Raw genomic sequence first — 20147 nt, 5'->3', positions numbered from 1 at the left:
CCGGCGACTGATGCTCCGCGCCTCACCCGTCGCCGTAGAACCGCTTCTCGAACACCTGGCGGGCGAGCCGGGTCGTGCGCAGGTAGTCCTCTTCGAGCCGGGATGCGCTGCCGGGCGGGTACTCCAGCAGCCGCGCGACACCTTCCAGTTGCTGGCGATCGGTGGGCAGCACGTCGGTCGTCTTCGCGCTCCACAGCGTCATCGCCGAGCGGGCGCGCGACGCGATCAACCACGCGGCGCGCAGCTTCTCGGCATCCTCGGCGGGCACCAGCTTGGCGGCCACGGCGGCCGCGAGCGCCGACAACGTCGAGGTGGTCTGCAACCCCGGCACCGAGGCGCCGTGCTGCAGCTGCAGCAGTTGCACGAACCACTCGACATCCGACAGCGACCCGCGCCCGAGCTTGAGGTGCCGTGCCGGATCGGCGCCTTGCGGCAGCCGCTCGGATTCGACCCGCGCCTTGATGCGGCGCACCTCCCGCACATCCGCGGGCGAGATCTCGACCGGGTACCTGATCTCGTCGGCGAGCTGCTCGAAGGCCTCGAGCACCTGCGGGTCGCCGACGACGCCGCGCGCCCGCAGCAACGCCTGCGCCTCCCAGGTGAGCGACCAGCGTGCGTAGTAGGCCCGATACGAATCGAGCGAGCGCACGATCGCGCCGTTCTTGCCTTCGGGGCGCAGCCCGAGGTCGAGGTCGAGCGGCAGGCGCAGGTCTTCGGTGAGGCGCGCCAGTTCGTGCACGATGTGCTCGGCACGACGCTGCGCCTCGTCGTCGTCGACTCCGGCCGCCCGGTAGACGTACATCACGTCGGCGTCGCTGCCGAAGCCGAGTTCCGCCCCGCCGTAGCGACCCATCGCGACGATGCCGAACTCGATGCCGTCACCGTAGCGGTGCACGAGGGCGAGTACCCCGGTGAGCAGCGCCGTCGTGATGTCGCTGAGGCCCCGACCGAGTTCCTCGACGGTGATGACCCCGAGGATGGCGCCGAGGGCGAGTCGCAGCACCTCGCGTCGGCGGGCGGTGCGCAAGGCGACGGCGGCGGCGGCCTGGTCATCCCAGTGGCGGGCGACGGTCGCGGCCGCCTCCTCGAGCAGCAGCGCCGGCGACCGCGGAGCGAGTTCGCCGTCGGTCTCGAGCCAGACGACCGACTCGGGGATGCGCTCGAGCAGGACGCCGACGAACTTCGAGCCGGACAGCACCTCGGTGAGGCGCCGGGCGGCTCCCGACGAGTCGCGCAGCATCCGCAGGAACCAGTACGCCTCCCCCAGGTCGTCGGAGAGCCGCCGGAACGCCAGCAGCCCCCCGTCGGGGTCGGCGCCCTCCGAGAACCACTGCAGCATCACGGGCAGCAGGTTGCGCTGGATCTGCGCCCGGCGGGAGACCCCGGAGGTGAGCGCGGCGATGTGGTGCAACGCACCCCGGGGATCGCGGAAGCCGATCGCCGCGAGCCGCGCCTCGGCCTGGGCGCTGGTGAGCGCGTAGCCGTCGTCGGGCAGCGCCGCGACGGCGGAGAGCAGCGGGCGGTAGAAGAGCCGCTCGTGCAGGGTGCGCACCTCGTGCTTGACCTTCTGCCACTCCTCGACGATCCCGTCGGCCGTCGTGGCGAGCCCCGACGCGCGGGCGAGCACGCGCAGCTGCCCCTCCTCCCGCGGCATGAGGTGGGTGCGTCGCATCCGGGAGAGCTGGATGCGGTGCTCCAGCAGCCGCAGGAACCGGTAGTCGCGCGCGAATCCGGAGGCCTCGACCCGGCCGATGTAGCCGTTCTCGGCCAGAGCCAGGAGCGCGTCGAGGGTGGAGCGCTGGCGCACGGCCGGATCGGCCTGCCCGTGCACCAGCTGCAGCAGCTGGATGGTGAACTCGACGTCGCGCAGGCCGCCGGGGCCGAGCTTCAGCTGGATGTCGACCTCGTCGGGCGGGATGTGCGCGGTGACCCGCTCCCGCATCCCTTGCACCGACTCCACGAAGTTCTCGCGCGACGCGCTCGACCAGACGAGCGGCGCGACGCCCTGCACGTACCGCTCCCCCAGTTCGAGGTCGCCGGCCAGCGGGCGCGCCTTGAGCAGGGCCTGGAACTCCCACGACTTCGCCCAGCGTTCGTAGTACGCGAGGTGGGACTCGAGGGTGCGCACCAGCGCGCCGTCTTTGCCCTCGGGGCGGAGGTTGGCATCCACCTCCCACAGCGGCGGCTCGACCGCGAGTTCCGCGATGGCGCGCATCGCCTCGCGGGCGAGCGCCGTCGCGATCTCGACCTCGCGGTCGCCGCCGTCGGTGACGAAGATGACGTCGACGTCGCTCAGGTAGTTGAGTTCGCGTGCGCCCGACTTGCCCATCCCGATGATCGCGAGCGGCGTTGCCGCGGCCTCCTCGGGCGGGAAGCGAGTGGATCGGCGGGCGAGCGCGAGTGCCGCGTCGAGGGCGGCCCCGGCGAGGTCGGCGAGCCCCGCCGCAACCCGGTCGACGACCTGCGCGCCGTCGGGCTGTTCGAGATCCCAGGCCGCGAGGCGTACGAGTTCCGCGCGATACGCGGTGCGCAGCGCGTTCCAGGCCGCCTCGCCGCTCGCGCCCTCCACGGCGGCGAGGAGCGCCGCACCGACGACCTCCGGCTCGGCGGGGGCGGTGAGCGGTTCGCTGAACACCGCGAGGCACTCCGGATGCCGTTCGAGGAAGGTCGCGAGGCCCGCCGACGCCCCCAACAGCCGGATGAGCCTCTCGGTCGCCCCGGCATCGCGCAGGACGGCATCCACCGCTTTCGGCGCCGTCGACCGCAGCGCGCCCATCAACCGCAGCGCCTGATCCGGATCGGCGGCGAGGGCGAACGTCGGGGCGAGGGCGTCGGGCATGGCCGCGAGGGCTTCGTGGGCCGCCCCGAGGTCGGCGAAGCCGAGCCTCGCCAGCTCGGTCAGCGTCGTCGTCGTCCGCGTCATGGTGCTGCTTCCCCCGGAAGCGTGAGCTCTAGAGGATCTCGAGGTTGCTCTCGAGCTCGAACGGCGTGACCTGGGCGCGGTAGCCGGCCCACTCGCGTCGCTTGTTGGCGAGCACGTACTCGAACACCTGCTCGCCGAGCGTCTCGGCCACCAGCTCGCTGTCCTCCATGAGGGTGAGCGCGTGGTCGAGGGATGTCGGCAGGCTGCCGTAGCCGAGCGCCTTGCGTTCAGCGGGGGTCATGCTCCAGACATCGCCTTCTGCCTCGGCGGGCAGCTCGTAGCCGTTCTCGATGCCCTTGAGTCCGGCGGCCAGCAGCAGCGCATACGACAGGTACGGGTTCGCGGCGGAGTCGATCGCGCGGTACTCGACCCGGGCGCTCTGGCCCTTGCCGGGCTTGTAGAGCGGCACGCGCACGAGCGCCGAGCGGTTGTTGTGCCCCCAGGTGACGTAGCTGGGGGCCTCGTCGCCGCCCCAGAGCCGCTTGTACGAGTTGACGAACTGGTTGGTGACGGCGGTGATCTCGGGGGCGTGGCGCAGCAGCCCGGCGACGAACTGCTTGCCGATCGTCGAGAGCTGGTACTGCCCCGAGGCGTCGAAGAAGGCGTTCGTGTCGCCCTCGAAGAGCGACATGTGCGTGTGCATCCCCGACCCGGGGTGGGCGGTGAGCGGCTTCGGCATGAACGTCGCGTAGACGCCCTGCTCGATCGCGACCTCTTTGACGACGGTGCGGAAGGTCATGATGTTGTCGGCCGTGGTCAGCGCGTCGGCATAGCGCAGGTCGATCTCGTTCTGCCCCGGGCCCGCTTCGTGGTGGCTGAACTCGACCGAGATGCCGAGGTCCTCGAGCATCCGCACCGAGCGACGGCGGAAGTCGTTCGCGGTGCCGCCGGGCACGTTGTCGAAGTAGCCCGCCGAGTCGACGGGCACGGGCACGCCGTTCTCGACCTTGCTCGACTTGAGCAGGTAGAACTCGATCTCGGGGTGCGTGTAGAAGGTGAAGCCGCGGTCGGCTGCCGCCGCGAGGGCACGCTTGAGCACGTTGCGCGGGTCGGCGACGGCCGGCTGCCCGTCGGGCGTGGTGATGTCGCAGAACATGCGCGCCGTCGGGTCGATCTCACCGCGCCACGGGAGGATCTGGAAGGTCGACGGATCGGGATGCGCGAGCACGTCGGCCTCGTTGGTGCGGGTCAGGCCTTCGATCGCCGAGCCGTCGAATCCGACGCCTTCGTTGAAGGCGCCCTCGACCTCAGCGGGCGCGAGCGCGACCGACTTCAGGGTGCCCACCACATCCGTGAACCACAGGCGTACGAACTTGACGCTGCGCTCCTCGATGGTGCGAAGAACGAAGTCGCGCTGCTTATCCACGGTGTCCTCTCGTGAGCGGCCTCACTGTCGACGGGGAACGGCCGATCCTCGACCGTCATTAGGCTAGCAACATGCCTCGTCTGCGATTGGCGCTCGCCCAGTCCAATCCCATCGTCGGGGATTTCGCCGGCAACTCCGACAAGATCGTCGCCGCCGCGCGGGAAGCCTGGGATGCCGGTGCCGACCTGCTGCTGACCGGCGAGATGGCGCTCAGCGGCTACCCGATCGAAGACCTCGCCGCGCAGCCCAGCTTTCTGCGCGCCGCCCGAGCCGCCGTCGATGCGCTCGCCGTGCGGCTCGCCGCCGAAGGTCTGGGCGACCTCGTCGTCGTGGTCGGCCACCCCGACGGGCCGTTCGAACCGCGACTGCTCGGCACCTCGAACGCCCCGACGGCGATCGCGCAGAACTGCGCCTCCGTCATCCAGGGCGGTGCCATCCGGGCGCGTTACGCCAAGCACCACCTGCCCAACTACTCGGTCTTCGACGAGTACCGGGTCTTCATCCCCGGCGACGAGCTGCTCGTGCTGCGCATGAAGGGCGTGGATGTCGCGGTCATCATCTGCGAGGACCTGTGGCGTGACGGCGGGCCGGTCGGCCGCGTGCTCGACGCCGACGCCGGGCTGCTGCTCGTGCTCAACGCGTCCCCCTACGAGCGCGACAAAGACGAGGTGCGGCTGCCCCTCGTGACCCGCCGCGCGGTCGAGACCGACACGATCGTCGCCTACGTCAACCTCGTCGGCGGGCAGGACGATCTCGTCTTCGACGGCGACTCGGTCGTCGTCGACGGGCAGGGCACCATCCTGGGTCGCGCACCGCAGTTCCGCGAGCACCTCCTCGTCGTCGACGTCGACCCGGCGCCGGCCGAGGCCGACCACGAGGCGCCTCCGGCCGTTCTGCGCGTGGAGGTCGACGCCCGCGGTGACGAAGCCGGCGACCTCGCGCGAGACATCGCAGAACTGCCCGACGACCGCGAACAGCTGTGGAACGCTCTCGTGCTGGGTCTGCGCGACTACGTCGAGAAGAACGGCTTCCCGTCGGTCGTGCTGGGCGTCTCGGGCGGCATCGACTCGAGCGTGTGCGCCACGATCGCCGCGGATGCGATCGGTGCCGACCGGGTGTACGGCATCTCGATGCCGAGCCGATACAGCTCCGAAGGCTCGGTCGACGACGCCGCCGACCTCGCCCAACGTCTCGGCATCCACTACTCGGTCGAGCCGATCGGCGACATCGTCGCGGTGATCGAGAACCAGCTCGGGCTCACCGGCGTGCCCGCCGAGAACGTGCAGGCGCGCGTGCGCGGGCTGCTCTGGATGGCGGAGTCCAACCGCAACGGCCACCTCGCGCTGACCAACGGCAACAAGACCGAGGTCTCGGTCGGCTACTCGACGATCTACGGCGACACCGCGGGCGGATTCGCCCCGATCAAGGACGTACCGAAGACGCTGGTCTGGGAGCTCGCGCGCTGGCGCAACGAGTACGCGGTCGCCCGCGGCGAGACCCCGCCGATCCCGCAGAACTCGATCACCAAGCCCCCGAGCGCCGAACTGCGACCCGATCAGACCGATCAGGACACGCTGCCGCCCTACGACCTGCTCGACGAGATCCTCGAGCGTTACGTCAGTCGACGGCTCGGTCGCGAGGACATCATTGCCGAAGGCTACGAGCGAGTGACCGTGGAGTACGTCGCGAAGCTGGTCGATCGTGCCGAATGGAAGCGTCGCCAGGGCGCCATCGGCCCGAAGGTCTCGGGCATGGCCTTCGGTCGCGACCGCCGCCTGCCGATCACCTCACGCCCCGCGGGCTAGCCCCCGCCCCGACTAGCCTGGACTCATGGCAGACGAGGTCGTCAAACGCGTACGCACCCGGCACTTCCACAACGCGAAGCAGCAGGGCATCAAGATCACCGGCCTCACGTCGTACGACATGCTGACCGCGGCGATCTTCGACAAGGCGGGCATCGACTTCCTGCTGGTCGGAGACTCCGCCGGCAACAACGTGCTCGGCTACGACACCACCGTGCCGGTGACACTGGATGACCTCATCCCGCTCACCCGCGGGGTCGCGAGCGCCGTCAAGCGCGCGTTCGTGGTCGCCGACATGCCGTTCGGGTCGTACGAGACCTCCGCCGACGAGGCCCTGCACACGGCCTTCCGGTTCATGAAAGAGACCGGCGCGCACGCGGTGAAGCTCGAGGGCGGCGTGCGCAGTGCCGAGCAGATCCGGCGCATCGTGTCGGCCGGCATCCCGGTCATGGCCCACATCGGATTCACCCCGCAGAGCGAACACCAACTCGGCGGCCACGTCATCCAGGGTCGCGGCGAGTCCGGCGTCGAGGCGCTGCTCGCCGACGCGAAGGCCGTCGAGGCGGCGGGCGCGTTCGCCGTCGTGCTCGAGATGGTGCCGAACGCGGCGGCGAAACGGGTGACCGAGGAGGTCTCGATCCCCACGATCAGCGTCGGCGCCGGGCCGCACTGCGACGGCCAGCTGCTGGTCTGGACCGACTGGGCGGGCCTCACGACCGGACGCATCCCGAAGTTCGTCAAGCAGTACGCGAACCTCGCCCAGGTACTCGGGGATGCCGCGACCACGTGGGCGGCCGACGTCGCCTCAGGTGCATACCCGGCACCCGAACACTCCTACGACGACGACTGACCTGGTGCCACGCGCGGTCGTCGGGATGGCGGGGTGGGTCTACCCGCCCTGGCGCGGAACGTTCTATCCGGTGGGTCTGAAGCAGTCCGACGAGCTCGCACACGCTGCGAGTCGCGTCACGTCGATCGAGATCAACTCGTCGTTCTACGCCACCCCCAAGCCGGCATCCTGGCTCGCCTGGCGCGACGCCGTGCCCGACGGTTTCGTGTTCTCGGTGAAGGCCCATCGCTACCTCACCGTCGTGAAGCGGCTCCGTGATCCCGCCGAGTCGATCGACCGCTTCCTCGACTCAGGGGTGCGCGACCTGGGGAGCAGACTCGGCCCGATCCTGTGGCAGCTCCCCGAAAACCTCCCGTACGACGAGGATGCCGTCGGCGCCTTCCTCGCTGCGTTGCGCCGGCATCCGATGCGCTTCGCGGTCGAGGTGCGGCACCCCTCGTTCGACGACCCGCGTTTCCACGCACAGGCCGAAGCGGCGGGCGTCGCGGTCGTCGTCGGTGACACCGCGAACGGGTGGCCGGTGCTCGACTGGCCGACGGCAGACTTCGCCTACGCGCGACTGCACGGCGATGTCGAGCGCTACCCCGACGGCTACGACGAAGCGGGCATCGCGCGCTGGGCTGAGTGGACCCGCGCACAGCTCTCTGCGGGCCGTGACACCTACGTGTATTGCCTCACCGAGAACAAGCTGCACTCGCCGCGAGACGCCGAAGCACTGCTCAGGGCACTCGGCAGCTAGCCGTCGGCCTCGTCTTCGGCCGCCCACGCGCGCGCACGTTCCCGCGCGATCTCCGGAGCGCGAGCCGCGTCCTCCCGGGTCGCATACGGCCCGTCGCGATCGGATCCGAGAGACTGCGGCCCCTCTTCGACCTCGCCGGTCTTGTGGTTGTACCACCACTCGCTCATGCCGCGAGCCTACGCTCGGTAGTCTCGAATCATGCCTCGCGACGACCTCGGAAACCTGATTCCGGGCCGGGTCGGAGCCTCCCGCCGGGTGCCGGACCGCATCCCTCGCCCCGAGTACGTCGGTCGCCCCGGGCCGCGCCCGTACACCGGCGACGACCGCTACGACGCCGAACAGATCGCCCGCATCCGCGCGGCAGGACGCATCGCCGCTCAGGCCGTCGATGCGGTCGCAGCGGCCATCCGGCCGGGCGTCACGACCGACGAGCTGGATGCGATCGGCCATGAGTTCCTCCTGGCCCACGACGCCTACCCGTCCGCTCTCGGCTACCGCGGCTTTCCGAAGTCGATCTGCACCTCGGTCAACGAGGCGATCTGCCACGGCATCCCCGACGACACCGTTCTGCAGGACGGCGACATCGTCAAAGTCGACATCACCGCATTCAAGGACGGGATGCACGGCGACCTGTGCGCGGCATTCGGCGTGGGCGAGATCGCGGCCGAAGCCGGCGACCTGATCGAGCGCACCCGCGAGGCGCTGTCCCGCGGAATCCGCTCCGTCGCTCCCGGCCGCGAGATCAACGTCATCGGACGCGCGATCGAGAGCTACGCGAAACGCTTCGGGTACGGCGTCATTCGTGACTACACCGGGCACGGCGTGGGCGAGGCATTCCACTCCGGGCTCGTCGTGCCGCACTACGACGCGGCACCCGACCACGCCACCGTGATCGAACCGGGGATGGTGTTCACGATCGAACCGATGCTGACGATCGGCACGCCCGAGAGCCCCGGCACGATCGAAGCCGACGAGTGGGATGACGGATGGACCGTGGTCACCCGCGACCGTCGGCTCACGGCACAGTTCGAGCACACGATCGTGGTGACCGAGCGCGGCTCCGAGATCCTGACACTGCCATGAGGCAGGATGCAGGAATGGCGACCACGAGCCTCGCGATCGGAATCGACATCGGCGGCACCGGCATCAAGGGTGCCCTCGTCGACGTCACGACCGGTGAGCTGGTGAGCGAACGGATCAAGGTGGCGACGCCCGCCGGCGGCGAACCGGCGGACATCGTCGCCGAGGTGGCGGCGATCGTCGAGCAGCTCGGCGACAGCACGGGCAAAGTGCCGGTCGGAGTCTGTTTCCCCGCCGTGGTCATCGGCGGTCGCACCATGTCGGCCGCCAACGTCTCGAAGCGCTGGATCGGACTGCCCGCAGAAGCGTTGTTCGAGCAGACCCTGGGCCGCGACATCGTCTTCGTCAACGACGCGGATGCCGCGGGCGTCGCCGAGCTGCATTTCGGGGCCGCTCGCGGCATCCGCGGTCTCGTCATCATGACGACGCTCGGCACGGGCATCGGCAGCGCCCTGCTGTTCGACGGCGTTCTCATCCCCAACACCGAACTCGGGCACCTTGAGATCGACGGGCGAGACGCGGAGCGACGTGCCTCGTTCGCCGCGAAGGAACGGGGCCGCCTGAGTTGGACCCGTTGGGCGAAGCACCTGCAGCGCTACTACGAGACCCTCGAGATGCTGTTCTCGCCGACGCTGTTCGTCGTCGGTGGCGGGGTCTCGAAGGAGTCCGACCAGTTTCTGCCCCTGCTCAAGTTGCACACCCCGATCGTGCCCGCCGAGCTGCGCAACAACGCCGGCATCCTCGGTGCCGCCTGGCTGGCCGCCCGGTTGCTCTGACGGGGCCTGCACAGCCGTTCTCGTCGGCGAATCGGCACGTTGACGGCGGGTTTCGCCATATTTCAGTTGTATGAAGTTCTGTGCGCGGGGGGAGACAAATGCGGCGGTCGTCCGCTACCGTCAATCCACAGTTGCTCCGATCGACGGAGTCTTGCGCCAGAAAGCAGTACGCAATGCCCAGTGGAACCGTGAAGTGGTTCAACGCCGAAAAGGGTTTCGGCTTTATCGTCCCGGACGACGGATCGCAGGATCTGTTCGCCCACTACTCCGCGATCGAGGCGTCGGGCTACCGGTCCCTCGAAGAGGGACAGAAGGTCACGTTCGAGGTCGCACAGGGTCCCAAGGGCCCGCAGGCCGCGAGCATCAAGATCGCCTGATCCCGCTCCTTTTCGAACGCGTCGTCCCGTTGGGGCGGCGCGTTCGTGTTTTCCGCGTGTGAGTACCGGTCGGGGGTGCAAACGGGTCGGCCGATACGCCGGGTTCTGTCCCCTGCTTTGCAGCAGGGTGACGGCCATCTCTCTCGGGACTACGTTGCCGCAGCCCTCTAGCGGTCTACCCGGGAACTCGGGGGGCCCCGTCAAGCGTTCCCTGTCTGACCTTGCACCGGACGAGGTTTACCCAGCGAGCCCGATCACTCGGGCCCCTGGTGGTCTCTTACACCACCGTTTCACCCTTACCGACTTGCACGCCCCTCGAAAGGTTCGGTCAAGCAGGCGGTCTGCTCTCTGTTGCACTTTCTCGCGGATCACTCCGGGTGGGTGTTACCCACCGCCCTGCCCTGTGGTGCCCGGACGTTCCTCGGCACCCTGCCGAAGCAGGATGACGCGACCGTCTGGCCGGCCCGTTTGCCTTCTCAGGGTACCGCGGGCCGCGCGAACGACAGCCTCTTGTCCATCGCCTCGTTCGCCAGCCGGTCGGCACGGGCGTTCTCGGCACGCGGGATCCACTCGAATCCGACCGGCGTGCCCATGAGGAGGTCGCGCGCCTCGGCGGCGAGGTCGGCCATGTCGGGGTGCTTGATCTTCCACCGGCCGCTCATCTGCTCGACCACGAGTTTCGAGTCGAGCCGGATGCGCAGTTCGGCGTTCGGGTCGATTGCGAGGGCGCGAGTGACGCCGGCGATCATCCCCGAGTACTCCGCGACGTTGTTGGTGGCCACCCCGACGTAGACCCCGAGTTCGGCGAGCACCTCACCGGTGGCTTCGTCGATCACGACCGAGCCTCCGGCGGCGATCCCCGGGTTGCCGCGCGATCCGCCGTCGGCCTCCACGATGAGCCGCCTCGTCACAGTCCCGACTCCGCGGTGCGGACGAGGATGGCGCTGGAGTCCGGGCAGAGGATGACGTCGTCGGGCGCAGCAGCGCGGATCTTCGTCATGTCGGTCGCGGCGAGGGCCACCCCGCTCGCACTCGACACTCCGCCGCGCAGGTGCGAGGCGCCCGTACCGTAGCGCTCCCGCTGCTTCTCATAGAGCGCGAGCAGGTCGGCGGGCACCTTCGCCGCGACCGTCTGCCGATTCGCGGCCGCGTGGGTTCGCTCCCCCTCGATCTCGGCGAGTGCGGCGTCACGCGCGGCCGTGGCTTCGGAGATCTCGGTCGACAGGGCCGCGAGTTCGGCCTCCGTGCCGGCGAGGGCGGCTTCGCGTTCCTCGAGGGTCTCCATCACCGCGAGTTCGATGTCTTCGAGATCGCTCTTGCGGCGCCCCAGGGATTCGAGCTCCTGCTCGAGCGCGGCGACGTCTTTCACCGACGTGCTCGTGCGCAGCCGTTCGGCGTCACGGGTGATGCGCGCCTGAACGACCTCGACATCGGACTCCGTGCGCTTCAGTTCGAGCCGCACGTCTTCGACGGCACCGGACTGCTCGGCCCGGGTGCGCTCCAGTTCGGTCTTCTTCCCGGTGAGGGTGTCGACGACCTCGCGCTCGGGGAGTTTCTCGGAGCGCCGCGCGAGCTGCCGCAGCTTCGTGTCGAGTTCCTGCAGCTCCAACAGCAGCGCCTGATCTTCGGGGGCGGCCTTCAGGCCCATGCGTTCCTCATCTTCGTCACACTCATCAGGTCAAGCCGGGTTCATCAGACTATGGCGAAGTCCCACGGGTCGGTGCGCAGGTCGCTCACCGTCACCTCGACTCCCGGCAACGCATCCCGCAGCTGAGCCGCCGCCACCTCGAGCCAGAGCCATTCGCTCGCCCAGTGCGACACGTCGATGAGCGCGGGCCCGCTCGCCACCCGTGCGTTCTCGCGCGCCTCCGACGCCGGGTGGTGGCGCAGGTCGCTCGTGATGTACACGTCGGCGGTGAGCACGTCGGGCAGAGCCAGGTAGGCGTCGCCGGCGCCGGCGCACAGGGCCACCCGGGTGACCGGGCGGTCGTACTCCCCCGCGACCCGGATGCCCTGAGCGGTGGCCGGAAGGATGTCGGAGAGCCCCCGCGCGAGCCGGCCGAGCGTCGTCGGCTCGGTCAGGTCACCGACCCGGCCGATGCCGTGCGCGGGGTTCGTCGGCGAGGGCACCAGCGGGTGCAGGTCGCGCAGGCCGAGCCGTTCGGCCATCACCGCCGAGGTGCCCGAGGTGACGACATCCGCATTGGTGTGCGCTGCGATCAGAGCGCAGCCGGCCCGGATCAGCCGGGCCAGCACCGCCCCCTTGTAGCGGGTCTCGGCGACGGTCGTCACGCCGCGCAGCAGCAGCGGGTGGTGCACGATGAGCAGGTCGGCCCGGGCGTCGATCGCCTCGTCGACGGTGTCGAGCACCGCATCGACCGCGAGATGGATGCGGCGCACCTCGCTCGCGGGATCCCCCGACAGCAGGCCCACGGCATCCCAAGGTTCCGCGCCGGCGATCGGCCACAACGCCTCGACGCACGTCTCGACGTCGGCGAGGGTGGCTGTCATCCGTTCAGTCTACGAGCGCACGTTCTTGACGACGGATCGCCGGCACCGCGCTGACCAGCGGGAGCAGCAGGCCGAGCACGAGGGCGACGAGAACGCCCACGTCGCTCGTCAGCAGCGGATCGTCACCCGCCAACCCGAGGAACGGGAGCAGGTAGCCCTGCCAGTCGAGGCCGGGGAGCACGGCGGAGGTCAGCCCGAATCCGATGACGCTGATGACGACGAGGCCGGCCAGGTTGACCCAGCGCACCGCGGGGTAGATGCCTCCGCGGCGTAGCAGCGATTCCGCGTCGAACCCCTGGCGGCGGATCATGACCTCCGCCCCGAAGATGCCCGCCCATACCGCCACCGGCACCGCGATCGTGGTCGCGATGTCGCGGATGAGCGCGCGCGCGTCGCCGGCGAGGAACACCAGCGCCGCCGCAGCTGCGAGCACGAGGAGTCCGGCGATCGCCGTCGTCACCGACCGGCGGGCGCGTACGCCCAGCGACTGCAGCGCGAACCCTCCCGAGTAGACCGTCAGCACGACGCCGGAGAGCAGGCCGAGCGCGAGGGCGGCGATGAGCGGCGCCGGGTACCACAGCGGCAGGAGCGCCGCGATCGTGTACAGCGGGTTGGTCACCAGTCCGTCGGCGATGAGCGGGTCGGATGCGGCGAGCAGGGCACCCCAGGCGATGAGGATGAAGGCCGGCAGCGTCGCCCCGAACGTCGCCCAGAGCATCGTCGAGCCGCCGTCGCTCTCGGTGCGCTGGTAGCGCGCGACGTCGGCGCTGGAGTGCACCCAGGCGAGTCCGACGAAACTGAACACCAGCACGACGCCGGTGACGAGCAGCGTCCACGGTCCGTCGTCGATGCCCTGCGCCGCGGTCAGGTCGAGCCGCGGGAAGGTGAGCACGACGACCCCGATCACCAGAAGTGCGGTGACGATGCTCAGCACCAGCTGCACCCGCGCGATGAGGCCGTAGCCGAAGATCGCGACGACGAAGGCGAGCGCGAAGCCGGCGCCGAGCCCGACGAGGGTCCAGACCAGTTCGCCGAGACCCGCGTCGAGCCCGGCATCGACGAGAACACGGGCGACCCCGGTGGCGAGAATCCACAGCAGCGCGCCTCCCCAGAAGACCCGGGAGACGAGGGCGATCACGGCGGGCAGTCCGTTGCCGACGACGCCGAAGGTCGCCCGCGACACGACCATCGTCGGCTGACCGCTCCACTTGCCGGCGAGGGTCACCAAACCGAGCGGCAGGAACGACAGGGCGACCCCGATGAGGATCGCGACGAGCGCCTGCCGCAGGCTCATTCCGAGCCCGAACAGCACGGCACCGAGCGACAGCGACACGATCGACGAGTTCGTCGCGAACCACAGCCAGAACAGCCGGGCGGCGCGCCCCGCCCGCAGATCGAGCGCGGTCGGTTCCGTTCCGGCGGACTCGACGAGGAGTGCCGGATGCGACTGGGGTTCCTCGTCGACCAGCGCGTGCTCGTCGTCGGCGAGACGCACGGTCGGGATCGGCTCCGACGGCGGGGCGACGACGTGCACCGACCCCGTGGAATCGACGGCGATCGCCCCCGTTCCGAAGGCACGATCGACATCGTCGACGTCGTCATCCTCGTACGCGGCCGCGACCGGCTCCCCCGGCCCGAGGTCATCGGGATGGGGAGCGGGGATGCTGCCGGTCGGCGCGCCGAGCAGGGCCTCGAAGTCGGCGGGCGGCGGGGCGAGATCGCCGAGCCGCGGCGCGACGTCGGTCGTCGGATCGTAGGGCGGAATCGGCGCGGGCTCCAAGCCGATCGGCGGCGGCAGATGCGCGAAATCCGGTGTTGCCGGCGGAGGCAGGTCGACCGCCGGACTGGCGGGCGGGGGCAGGTCGACGGCCGCTGTGGTGGGAGCGGCCGCAAAACCGGGAGGTTCGACGAGCGGAGGCGGCGCGATGAACGGAGGTTCCACCAGTGGCGGCGGCGCGGATCCCCCGAAGGCTGCGGCACCCCAGGCCGGCGGCTCGGCCGGGGCAGGCTCCACGGGTGCAGGCTCCACCGGGGCCGGCTCCACGGGTGCTGCCTCAACCGGGGCGGGCTCGACCGGGGCAGGCTCGACCGGGGCAGGCTCGACCGGGGCTGCCTCGACCGGGGCAGGCTCGACCGTTGCGGGCTCGACCGGTGCCTCGAACCCCTCGGGCGGTGCCGGCCGCAAGAAGGTCGGGGGCGCCGGGAAGAGCGGAGCATCGGGATACGGCGAACCTTCCGGCGCGGTCGGGGGCGGTGCCGCGACGACGCGCGCCTCCTCCGCTCGACGCCGCAGCTCGCTTTCGAGCCGTTCGATCGCCTCCAGGGTGGGACTCAGCGATGTCTCGATCACCGGCTCGGCGATGCTCGGCTCCTCGTTCGGCGACGCCTCCGCCTCGACCGTCACCACCGGTTCGACCGGTTCGACCGCTTCAGCCGGTTCACCCCACCCGGCACGCTCGACAGGCGGGACCGGGGCGGGCTCCTCAGCCGACGGGATCGGTGGAAGCGGATCCGCCACCGGGGGGATGATCGAAACCGGGGAGGTGTACGCGGCGACCTCGGCCGCCATCGCCGCGGCCAGTGCGTCGTCGTCGAAATCGGCGCCCTCGGTGTCCGACCCGGGCGGCGTGTACGTCGACCGACGGATCCCTGAAGGCACATAGGGGTCGGGGTTGTCCCCCGATTCGGCGTCCCCCTGCGGTACGTCGGTCATGCTCGGATTCTAGGCCGGGGGGATCGCGCGAGCGCCGCGACGAGCCGAAACCAGCACGGCGAGTCCGATCAGCACGAGCGCGAACCCGGCCCAGCCGACGACGGAAAGTCGCTCTCCCACGACGAGCACCGCGAGCACCGTGGCGAACACCGGCTCGAGCAGCGTGATCGTCGTGGCCGTCGAACTGCGCACCGACCGCAGCCCGATCCCGAACAGCAGGTAGGCGACGAACATCGGGCCGAGCACGAGATACCCGACGAGCCCGACCGACGTCCACGACTGCAGCAGCGGACCGCCGACGACGAGCAACACCAGGAGCAGCGGCACGGCACCCAGGCCGAACATCCCGCCCATCACGCCTCGCGACGGGTGTCCGGCGCGAATCGCCCGCGACGACGCATAGGTGTACAGGGCGTAGGCGAAACCGGCCAGCAACCCGAGGCCGACCCCCAGGGCCGCGACCGCGGCGGATCCCCCCGCAGCGCCTCCCTCCTGACGGCCGAGTGCGAGCAGGGTGATCCCGATGACGGCGAGCGCTGTGGAGACGAGCCAGCGCGTCGAGAGTCGCTGCCGCTCGATCAGCCACTCGATGAGCGCGGCGAACACCGGGCCGGAGCCGAGGGCGACGACGTTGCCCACCGCGACCCCCACCAGATCCATGCCGGTGTAGAAGGCGAGCGGATAGACCGCGACGCCGATCGCCCCGATCGTCGCCCAGCGTCGACCGACGGGGTCGCGCAGCACACCGCGCGACATCCGGGGCGCCGTGACGAGGAGCAGCACGCCGCCGATCCCCATCGTCGCGGCACCGATCGCCAGCGGGCTGACGTCGTCGGGCATCAGGGTCGCCGTCGTGCCGGTCGTTCCCCAGAGCAGGCAGGCGAGCACCAGCGCGACGACCCCGGCAGCTGAGAAACCGGAGTTGCGCGCGCCCGTCACCCCACGACGATAGCGGCGTGAGGGATCCGCCCGGATCGGCGTTCCCGCCGTGAGGGTTTCGTAAGGACCGGCCTCACGCCCCAGGTCCGGGCGTTGACTCGACCGTCACCACCCACCCGATCGAGGGAGAACGCACCGTGCTCGACGTCGTGTTCATCGCCGGCATCCTCGCGCTCGTCGCGCTGGTCGCCGCCGTCGCGAAGGGGGTGGAGCGACTGTGACCGCCTTCGAGATCATCGCCGCCGCCCTCGCCCTTGCGGCCGTCGGCTACCTCATCGCGGCCCTGCTGAAACCGGAACGATTCTGATGGCCGCATCGACGTCGATGGAGTGGCTCTACTTCGTCGCCCAGCTGGCGACCCTCGCGGTTCTGCTCACGGTCGTGCACCGCCCGCTCGGCGACTACCTCGCGCACACCGTCACGACGACGAAGGAGCTGCGGGTCGAGCGCGGCTTGTACCGCCTGATCGGGGTCGACGGGTCGTCGGAGCAGAGCTGGCCCGCCTACCTGCGTTCGGTGCTCGTGTTCTCGGCGCTCGGCATCCTCGCGGTCTATGCGCTGCAGCGGCTGCAGGAGTTCCTGCCGTACTCGCTCGGGATGCCTGCCGCGAGCGAACATCTCGCTTTCAACACGGCCATCTCGTTCGTCACCAACACGAACTGGCAGTCGTACTCCCCCGACGTGACCTTCGGCTACACGGTGCAACTGGTCGGGCTGGCGGTGCAGAACTTCCTGTCCGCGGCCGTCGGCATCGCGGTCGCGGTGGCCCTGATCCGGGCGCTCGCCGCGCGGAAGTCGGGCACGATCGGCAACTTCTGGGTCGACCTGACCCGGATCACGCTGCGCGTTCTGCTGCCGCTGTCGATCGTCATCGCGATCGTGCTGGTCGCGGGTGGCGTCATCCAGAACCTCGCCGGATTCCAGGAGGTGCAGACGCTCGCCGGAGGCACGCAGAACCTGCCCGGCGGCCCGGTGGCGAGCCAGGAGGCGATCAAGCTGTTCGGCACGAACGGCGGCGGCTTCTTCAACGCCAACTCGTCGCACCCGTTCGAGAACCCCACGGCGTGGACGAGCCTGTTCGAGGTGTTCGTGTTCCTCGCGATCCCGTTCTCGCTGCCGGCGACCTTCGGGCGGATGGTCGGCGACCGCCGCCAGGGTTACGCCGTCGTCGCGGCGATGGCGGTGCTCTACCTGGTGCTGGTCGTCGCGATGACGGCCGCCGAACTGCAGGGCGCGGGTACCGCGCCGGAGCTCGCCGGCGGAGCGCTGGAAGGCAAGGAGGTGCGGTTCGGCATCCCCGGGTCGACCCTCTATGCCGCCTCGACGACCCTGACCTCGACCGGCTCGGTCAACTCGATGCACGACAGCTACACCTCGCTCGGCGGCGGGGTCGCGCTGGTGAACATGATGCTCGGCGAAGTCGCGCCCGGCGGGGTCGGATCCGGCCTCTACGGGATGCTCGTGCTCGCGATCATCGCGGTGTTCGTCGCCGGCCTGATGGTCGGGCGCACCCCCGAGTACCTCGGCAAGAAGATCGGGCCGCGGGAGATCAAGTTGGTGTCGCTGTTCATCCTCACCACCCCGACTCTCGTGCTGCTCGGCACGGCCCTGTCGTTCGCGATTCCCGCGGTGCGCGCCGACGTCGAGTCGACCTCGATCTGGAATCCCGGGCTCCACGGTTTCAGCGAGGTGCTCTACGCGTTCACCTCGGCGGCGAACAACAACGGGTCCGCGTTCGCCGGGCTCACCGCGAACACCCCGTGGTTCAACACCGCGCTGGGGGTCGCGATGCTGCTCGGCCGCTTCCTGCCGATCGTGTTCGTGCTCGCGCTCGCGGGTTCGCTCGCCGCGCAGGACAGGCTCCCGGTCACGGCGGGCACGTTGCCCACCCATCGCCCGCAGTTCGTCGGGCTGCATGTCGGCACGGTCGTCGTCGTGTCGGCGCTCACCTACTTCCCCGTACTCGCGCTGGGTCCCCTGGCGGAAGGGCTGTCCTGAACCATGTCCACCCTGACCACCGATAAGCCGGCCACGGCTTTCTCCCCGTCGCAGCTGCTCGCCGCCGTACCCGGAGCCCTGCACAAACTCGACCCGCGGCAGCTGTGGCGCAACCCCGTCATGCTGCTCGTCGAGGTCGGCGCCGCCCTGACGACGGCGATCGCGATCGCCGAACCGTTCCTCGGCTCCGAAGAGGCGCTCGCCCCCGGCTTCAGCGCAGCGATCGCGGTGTGGCTCTGGGTCACCGTGATCTTCGCGAACCTCGCGGAGGCGGTCGCCGAGGGCCGAGGCAAGGCCCAGGCCTCGACGCTGCGAGCCACCCGCACGAGCACGCCGGCGCACCGGGTCGCGAACTACGTCGAGGGCTCGGATGCGGTCGGCGTGCCGCTCGAGGAGCTCTCGTCGGCCGACCTCCGGCTCGGTGACGTCGTCGTGGTGACGGCGGGCGAGATCATCCCGGGCGACGGCGACATCGTGGCGGGCATCGCGAGCGTCGACGAGTCGGCGATCACCGGCGAGTCCGCCCCGGTGGTGCGCGAACACGGCGGCGACCGCAGCGCCGTCACCGGCGGCACCCGGGTGCTGTCGGACCGCATCGTGGTGCGCATCACGTCGAAGCCGGGCGAGACCTTCGTCGACCGGATGATCCGTCTCGTCGAAGGCGCCGCCCGGCAGAAGACGCCGAACGAGCTGGCGCTCGGCATCCTGCTGTCCAGCCTCACGATCGTGTTCCTGGTGGTGGTGCTGACCCTCGGCCCGATGTCGTCGTACGCGGGCGACCCGTCGAGCATCGTCGTGCTCGTGGCGCTCCTGGTGTGCCTCATCCCGACGACGATCGGCGCCCTGTTGTCGGCGATCGGCATCGCCGGCATGGACCGACTGGTGCAACGCAACGTGCTCGCGATGTCGGGCCGCGCCGTCGAGGCCGCGGGCGATGTCACCACCCTGCTGCTCGACAAGACGGGAACCATCACCTACGGCAACCGTCAGGCGTCCGAGTTCGTGCCGCTCCCCGGCGTGAGCGCCGACGAGTTGCGCGAGGTGGCACGCCTGGCCTCGCTCGCCGACCCCACCCCGGAGGGCTCCTCGGTGGTGACCCTGGCCGGCGGCGCGGTCGAGATCCCCACCGGGGCGGTCGACATCCCGTTCACGGCGCAGACCCGGATGTCGGGGCTCGATCTCGCGGACGGCCGTCAGGTGCGCAAGGGCGCCGGTTCGATGATCGCCGAATGGACGGGGCAGTCACCCGCCGGGCTCGAGGCGATCGTGACGGGCATCTCGCAGTCCGGCGGAACGCCCCTGGTCGTCGCCGAGAAGACCGGGGCGGAATCGCGGGTGCTCGGCGTCATCCATCTCAAGGACGTCGTCAAGACCGGCCTCCCCGCCCGGTTCGCCGAGCTGCGGGCGATGGGCATCCGCACGGTGATGATCACGGGCGACAACCCGCTCACCGCGAAGGCGATCGCCGCCGAGGCGGGGGTCGACGACTTCCTCGCGGAGGCCACGCCGGAAGACAAGATGGCGCTCATCCGCCGCGAGCAGGAGGGCGGGCGGCTGGTCGCGATGACCGGTGACGGCACCAACGACGCCCCCGCGTTGGCCCAGGCGGATGTCGGGGTCGCCATGAACACCGGAACGTCGGCCGCGAAGGAGGCCGGCAACATGGTCGACCTCGATTCCGACCCGACGAAGCTCATCGACATCGTGCGGATCGGCAAGCAGTTGCTGATCACCCGCGGGTCGCTCACGACCTTCTCGATCGCCAACGACATCGCGAAGTACTTCGCGATCATCCCGGCGATGTTCGTGACCTCGTTCCCCGGCCTGGCCGTGCTCAACGTGATGCAGCTGCACTCGCCGGCCTCGGCGATCCTGTCGGCGATCGTGTTCAACGCGCTGGTCATCGTCGCGCTCATCCCGCTCGCGCTCCGTGGCGTGCGCTACCGCCCGCTTTCGGCGTCGAAGATCCTCAGCCGCAACCTGCTGATCTACGGCCTCGGGGGCCTCATCGCACCGTTCATCGGCATCAAGCTCATCGACCTCGTCGTGAGCCTCATCCCCGGCTTCTAGAGT

17 protein-coding genes and 1 other RNA gene are annotated in these 20147 nt (G+C 70.0%); 9 read left to right on the top strand and 9 right to left on the bottom strand.

Annotation, left to right across the window (positions count from 1 at the left end; all coding sequences use genetic code 11):
* Window positions 1–22: 22 nt before the first annotated feature.
* Both IE173_RS03155 and glnA read right to left on the bottom strand, forming a co-directional pair.
* Entirely contained in the window at window positions 23–2923 is a 2901-nt protein-coding gene (locus IE173_RS03155; RefSeq protein ID WP_191281897.1) for a bifunctional [glutamine synthetase] adenylyltransferase/[glutamine synthetase]-adenylyl-L-tyrosine phosphorylase, read from the bottom strand.
* Between the two features lie 28 nt (window positions 2924–2951).
* Entirely contained in the window at window positions 2952–4289 is a 1338-nt protein-coding gene (gene glnA, locus IE173_RS03150; protein ID WP_191281896.1) for a type I glutamate--ammonia ligase, read from the bottom strand.
* Between the two features lie 71 nt (window positions 4290–4360).
* Here glnA and IE173_RS03145 point away from each other — a divergent pair, with 71 nt between their 5' ends.
* The 3 genes from IE173_RS03145 to IE173_RS03135 are packed head-to-tail and all read left to right on the top strand — an operon-like array spanning window position 4361 to window position 7680.
* Window positions 4361–6094 (top strand): NAD+ synthase, encoded by a 1734-nt coding sequence (locus IE173_RS03145; protein WP_191281895.1) that lies wholly within the window; start codon window positions 4361–4363, stop codon window positions 6092–6094.
* Window positions 6095–6119: 25 nt separating this feature from the next.
* Window positions 6120–6941, top strand: a complete 822-nt coding sequence (gene panB / locus IE173_RS03140) for a 3-methyl-2-oxobutanoate hydroxymethyltransferase (protein ID WP_191281894.1) — start codon at window positions 6120–6122, stop codon at window positions 6939–6941.
* 4 nt (window positions 6942–6945) lie between these two features.
* Window positions 6946–7680 carry a DUF72 domain-containing protein gene (locus IE173_RS03135; protein ID WP_229841843.1) on the top strand — a complete coding sequence of 245 codons (735 nt, stop codon included), beginning with the start codon at window positions 6946–6948 and terminating at the stop codon, window positions 7678–7680.
* Here the strand turns inward: IE173_RS03135 and IE173_RS03130 are convergent.
* A complete protein-coding gene (locus IE173_RS03130; RefSeq protein ID WP_191281892.1) occupies window positions 7677–7847 on the bottom strand; it encodes a methionine aminopeptidase in 171 nt (56 codons plus the stop codon). The two genes, IE173_RS03135 and IE173_RS03130, sit on opposite strands and share 4 nt — an antisense overlap.
* A 31-nt stretch (window positions 7848–7878) precedes the next feature.
* Here IE173_RS03130 and map point away from each other — a divergent pair, with 31 nt between their 5' ends.
* The 3 genes from map (at window position 7879) to IE173_RS03115 (ending at window position 9913) form a co-directional block, all read left to right on the top strand.
* On the top strand, window positions 7879–8763 hold the full coding sequence (map, locus tag IE173_RS03125; protein WP_191281891.1) for a type I methionyl aminopeptidase: 885 nt from the start codon (window positions 7879–7881) through the stop codon (window positions 8761–8763).
* Window positions 8764–8777: 14 nt separating this feature from the next.
* A complete protein-coding gene (ppgK, locus tag IE173_RS03120) occupies window positions 8778–9536 on the top strand; it encodes a polyphosphate--glucose phosphotransferase (RefSeq protein WP_191281890.1) in 759 nt (252 codons plus the stop codon).
* A 173-nt stretch (window positions 9537–9709) separates the two neighbouring features.
* The gene (locus IE173_RS03115) at window positions 9710–9913 is read left to right on the top strand and encodes a cold-shock protein (RefSeq protein WP_191281889.1); all 204 of its coding nucleotides are present in this window, start codon (window positions 9710–9712) and stop codon (window positions 9911–9913) included.
* A gap of 78 nt (window positions 9914–9991) precedes the next feature.
* On the opposite strand, the gene rnpB is transcribed toward IE173_RS03115, so the two are convergent.
* The 6 genes from rnpB to IE173_RS03085 all read right to left on the bottom strand — a co-directional run bounded on the left by rnpB (window position 9992) and on the right by IE173_RS03085 (window position 16076).
* Window positions 9992–10380: RNase P RNA component class A (rnpB, locus tag IE173_RS03110), an RNA gene on the bottom strand.
* A 9-nt stretch (window positions 10381–10389) separates the two neighbouring features.
* Entirely contained in the window at window positions 10390–10824 is a 435-nt protein-coding gene (locus tag IE173_RS03105) for a reverse transcriptase-like protein (RefSeq protein ID WP_191281888.1), read from the bottom strand.
* The gene (locus IE173_RS03100) at window positions 10821–11561 is read right to left on the bottom strand and encodes a zinc ribbon domain-containing protein (protein ID WP_191281887.1); all 741 of its coding nucleotides are present in this window, start codon (window positions 11559–11561) and stop codon (window positions 10821–10823) included. The genes IE173_RS03105 and IE173_RS03100 overlap by 4 nt, the downstream gene beginning before the upstream one ends.
* Before the next feature lie 44 nt (window positions 11562–11605).
* On the bottom strand, window positions 11606–12424 hold the full coding sequence (locus tag IE173_RS03095) for a Nif3-like dinuclear metal center hexameric protein (RefSeq protein ID WP_191281886.1): 819 nt from the start codon (window positions 12422–12424) through the stop codon (window positions 11606–11608).
* Window positions 12425–12428: 4 nt separating this feature from the next.
* Window positions 12429–15137, bottom strand: coding sequence for a purine-cytosine permease family protein (locus tag IE173_RS03090; protein ID WP_191281885.1), 2709 nt, complete (start codon window positions 15135–15137; stop codon window positions 12429–12431).
* 9 nt (window positions 15138–15146) lie between these two features.
* Window positions 15147–16076, bottom strand: a complete 930-nt coding sequence (locus IE173_RS03085) for a DMT family transporter (RefSeq protein WP_229841842.1) — start codon at window positions 16074–16076, stop codon at window positions 15147–15149.
* A gap of 217 nt (window positions 16077–16293) precedes the next feature.
* Between IE173_RS03085 and kdpF the strand changes: the two genes are divergently transcribed.
* Genes kdpF through kdpB form a run of 3 tightly spaced genes read left to right on the top strand, consistent with a single transcriptional unit; the run spans window position 16294 to window position 20144 of the window.
* Window positions 16294–16383, top strand: a complete 90-nt coding sequence (gene kdpF / locus IE173_RS03080; protein WP_191281884.1) for a K(+)-transporting ATPase subunit F — start codon at window positions 16294–16296, stop codon at window positions 16381–16383.
* A gap of 17 nt (window positions 16384–16400) precedes the next feature.
* The gene (gene kdpA, locus IE173_RS03075) at window positions 16401–18074 is read left to right on the top strand and encodes a potassium-transporting ATPase subunit KdpA (protein WP_191282458.1); all 1674 of its coding nucleotides are present in this window, start codon (window positions 16401–16403) and stop codon (window positions 18072–18074) included.
* Between the two features lie 3 nt (window positions 18075–18077).
* Window positions 18078–20144: a potassium-transporting ATPase subunit KdpB gene (kdpB, locus tag IE173_RS03070; RefSeq protein WP_191281883.1), complete on the top strand. Its 2067-nt coding sequence runs from the start codon at window positions 18078–18080 to the stop codon at window positions 20142–20144.
* Window positions 20145–20147 lie beyond the last annotated feature (3 nt).

Origin of the sequence: Pseudolysinimonas yzui, from assembly GCF_014653215.1 — a bacterium.
Classification (GTDB): Bacteria; Actinomycetota; Actinomycetes; order Actinomycetales; family Microbacteriaceae; genus Pseudolysinimonas_A; species Pseudolysinimonas_A yzui.
The sequence above is the reverse complement of the archived record's forward strand: the minus strand, read 5'-3'. Positions and strand labels throughout refer to the sequence as shown.

Excerpts from the sequence above, each read along its gene's own strand:
- IE173_RS03155 (WP_191281897.1), bottom strand. The coding sequence starts at position 2,923 with ATGACGCGGACGACGACGACGCTGACCGAGCTGGCGAGGCTCGGCTTC.
- IE173_RS03145 (WP_191281895.1), top strand. The coding sequence starts at position 4,361 with ATGCCTCGTCTGCGATTGGCGCTCGCCCAGTCCAATCCCATCGTCGGG.
- panB (WP_191281894.1), top strand. The coding sequence starts at position 6,120 with ATGGCAGACGAGGTCGTCAAACGCGTACGCACCCGGCACTTCCACAAC.
- IE173_RS03130 (WP_191281892.1), bottom strand. The coding sequence starts at position 7,847 with ATGAGCGAGTGGTGGTACAACCACAAGACCGGCGAGGTCGAAGAGGGG.
- map (WP_191281891.1), top strand. The coding sequence starts at position 7,879 with ATGCCTCGCGACGACCTCGGAAACCTGATTCCGGGCCGGGTCGGAGCC.
- ppgK (WP_191281890.1), top strand. The coding sequence starts at position 8,778 with ATGGCGACCACGAGCCTCGCGATCGGAATCGACATCGGCGGCACCGGC.
- IE173_RS03115 (WP_191281889.1), top strand. The coding sequence starts at position 9,710 with ATGCCCAGTGGAACCGTGAAGTGGTTCAACGCCGAAAAGGGTTTCGGC.
- IE173_RS03100 (WP_191281887.1), bottom strand. The coding sequence starts at position 11,561 with ATGGGCCTGAAGGCCGCCCCCGAAGATCAGGCGCTGCTGTTGGAGCTG.
- IE173_RS03095 (WP_191281886.1), bottom strand. The coding sequence starts at position 12,424 with ATGACAGCCACCCTCGCCGACGTCGAGACGTGCGTCGAGGCGTTGTGG.
- IE173_RS03090 (WP_191281885.1), bottom strand. The coding sequence starts at position 15,137 with ATGACCGACGTACCGCAGGGGGACGCCGAATCGGGGGACAACCCCGAC.
- kdpA (WP_191282458.1), top strand. The coding sequence starts at position 16,401 with ATGGAGTGGCTCTACTTCGTCGCCCAGCTGGCGACCCTCGCGGTTCTG.
- kdpB (WP_191281883.1), top strand. The coding sequence starts at position 18,078 with ATGTCCACCCTGACCACCGATAAGCCGGCCACGGCTTTCTCCCCGTCG.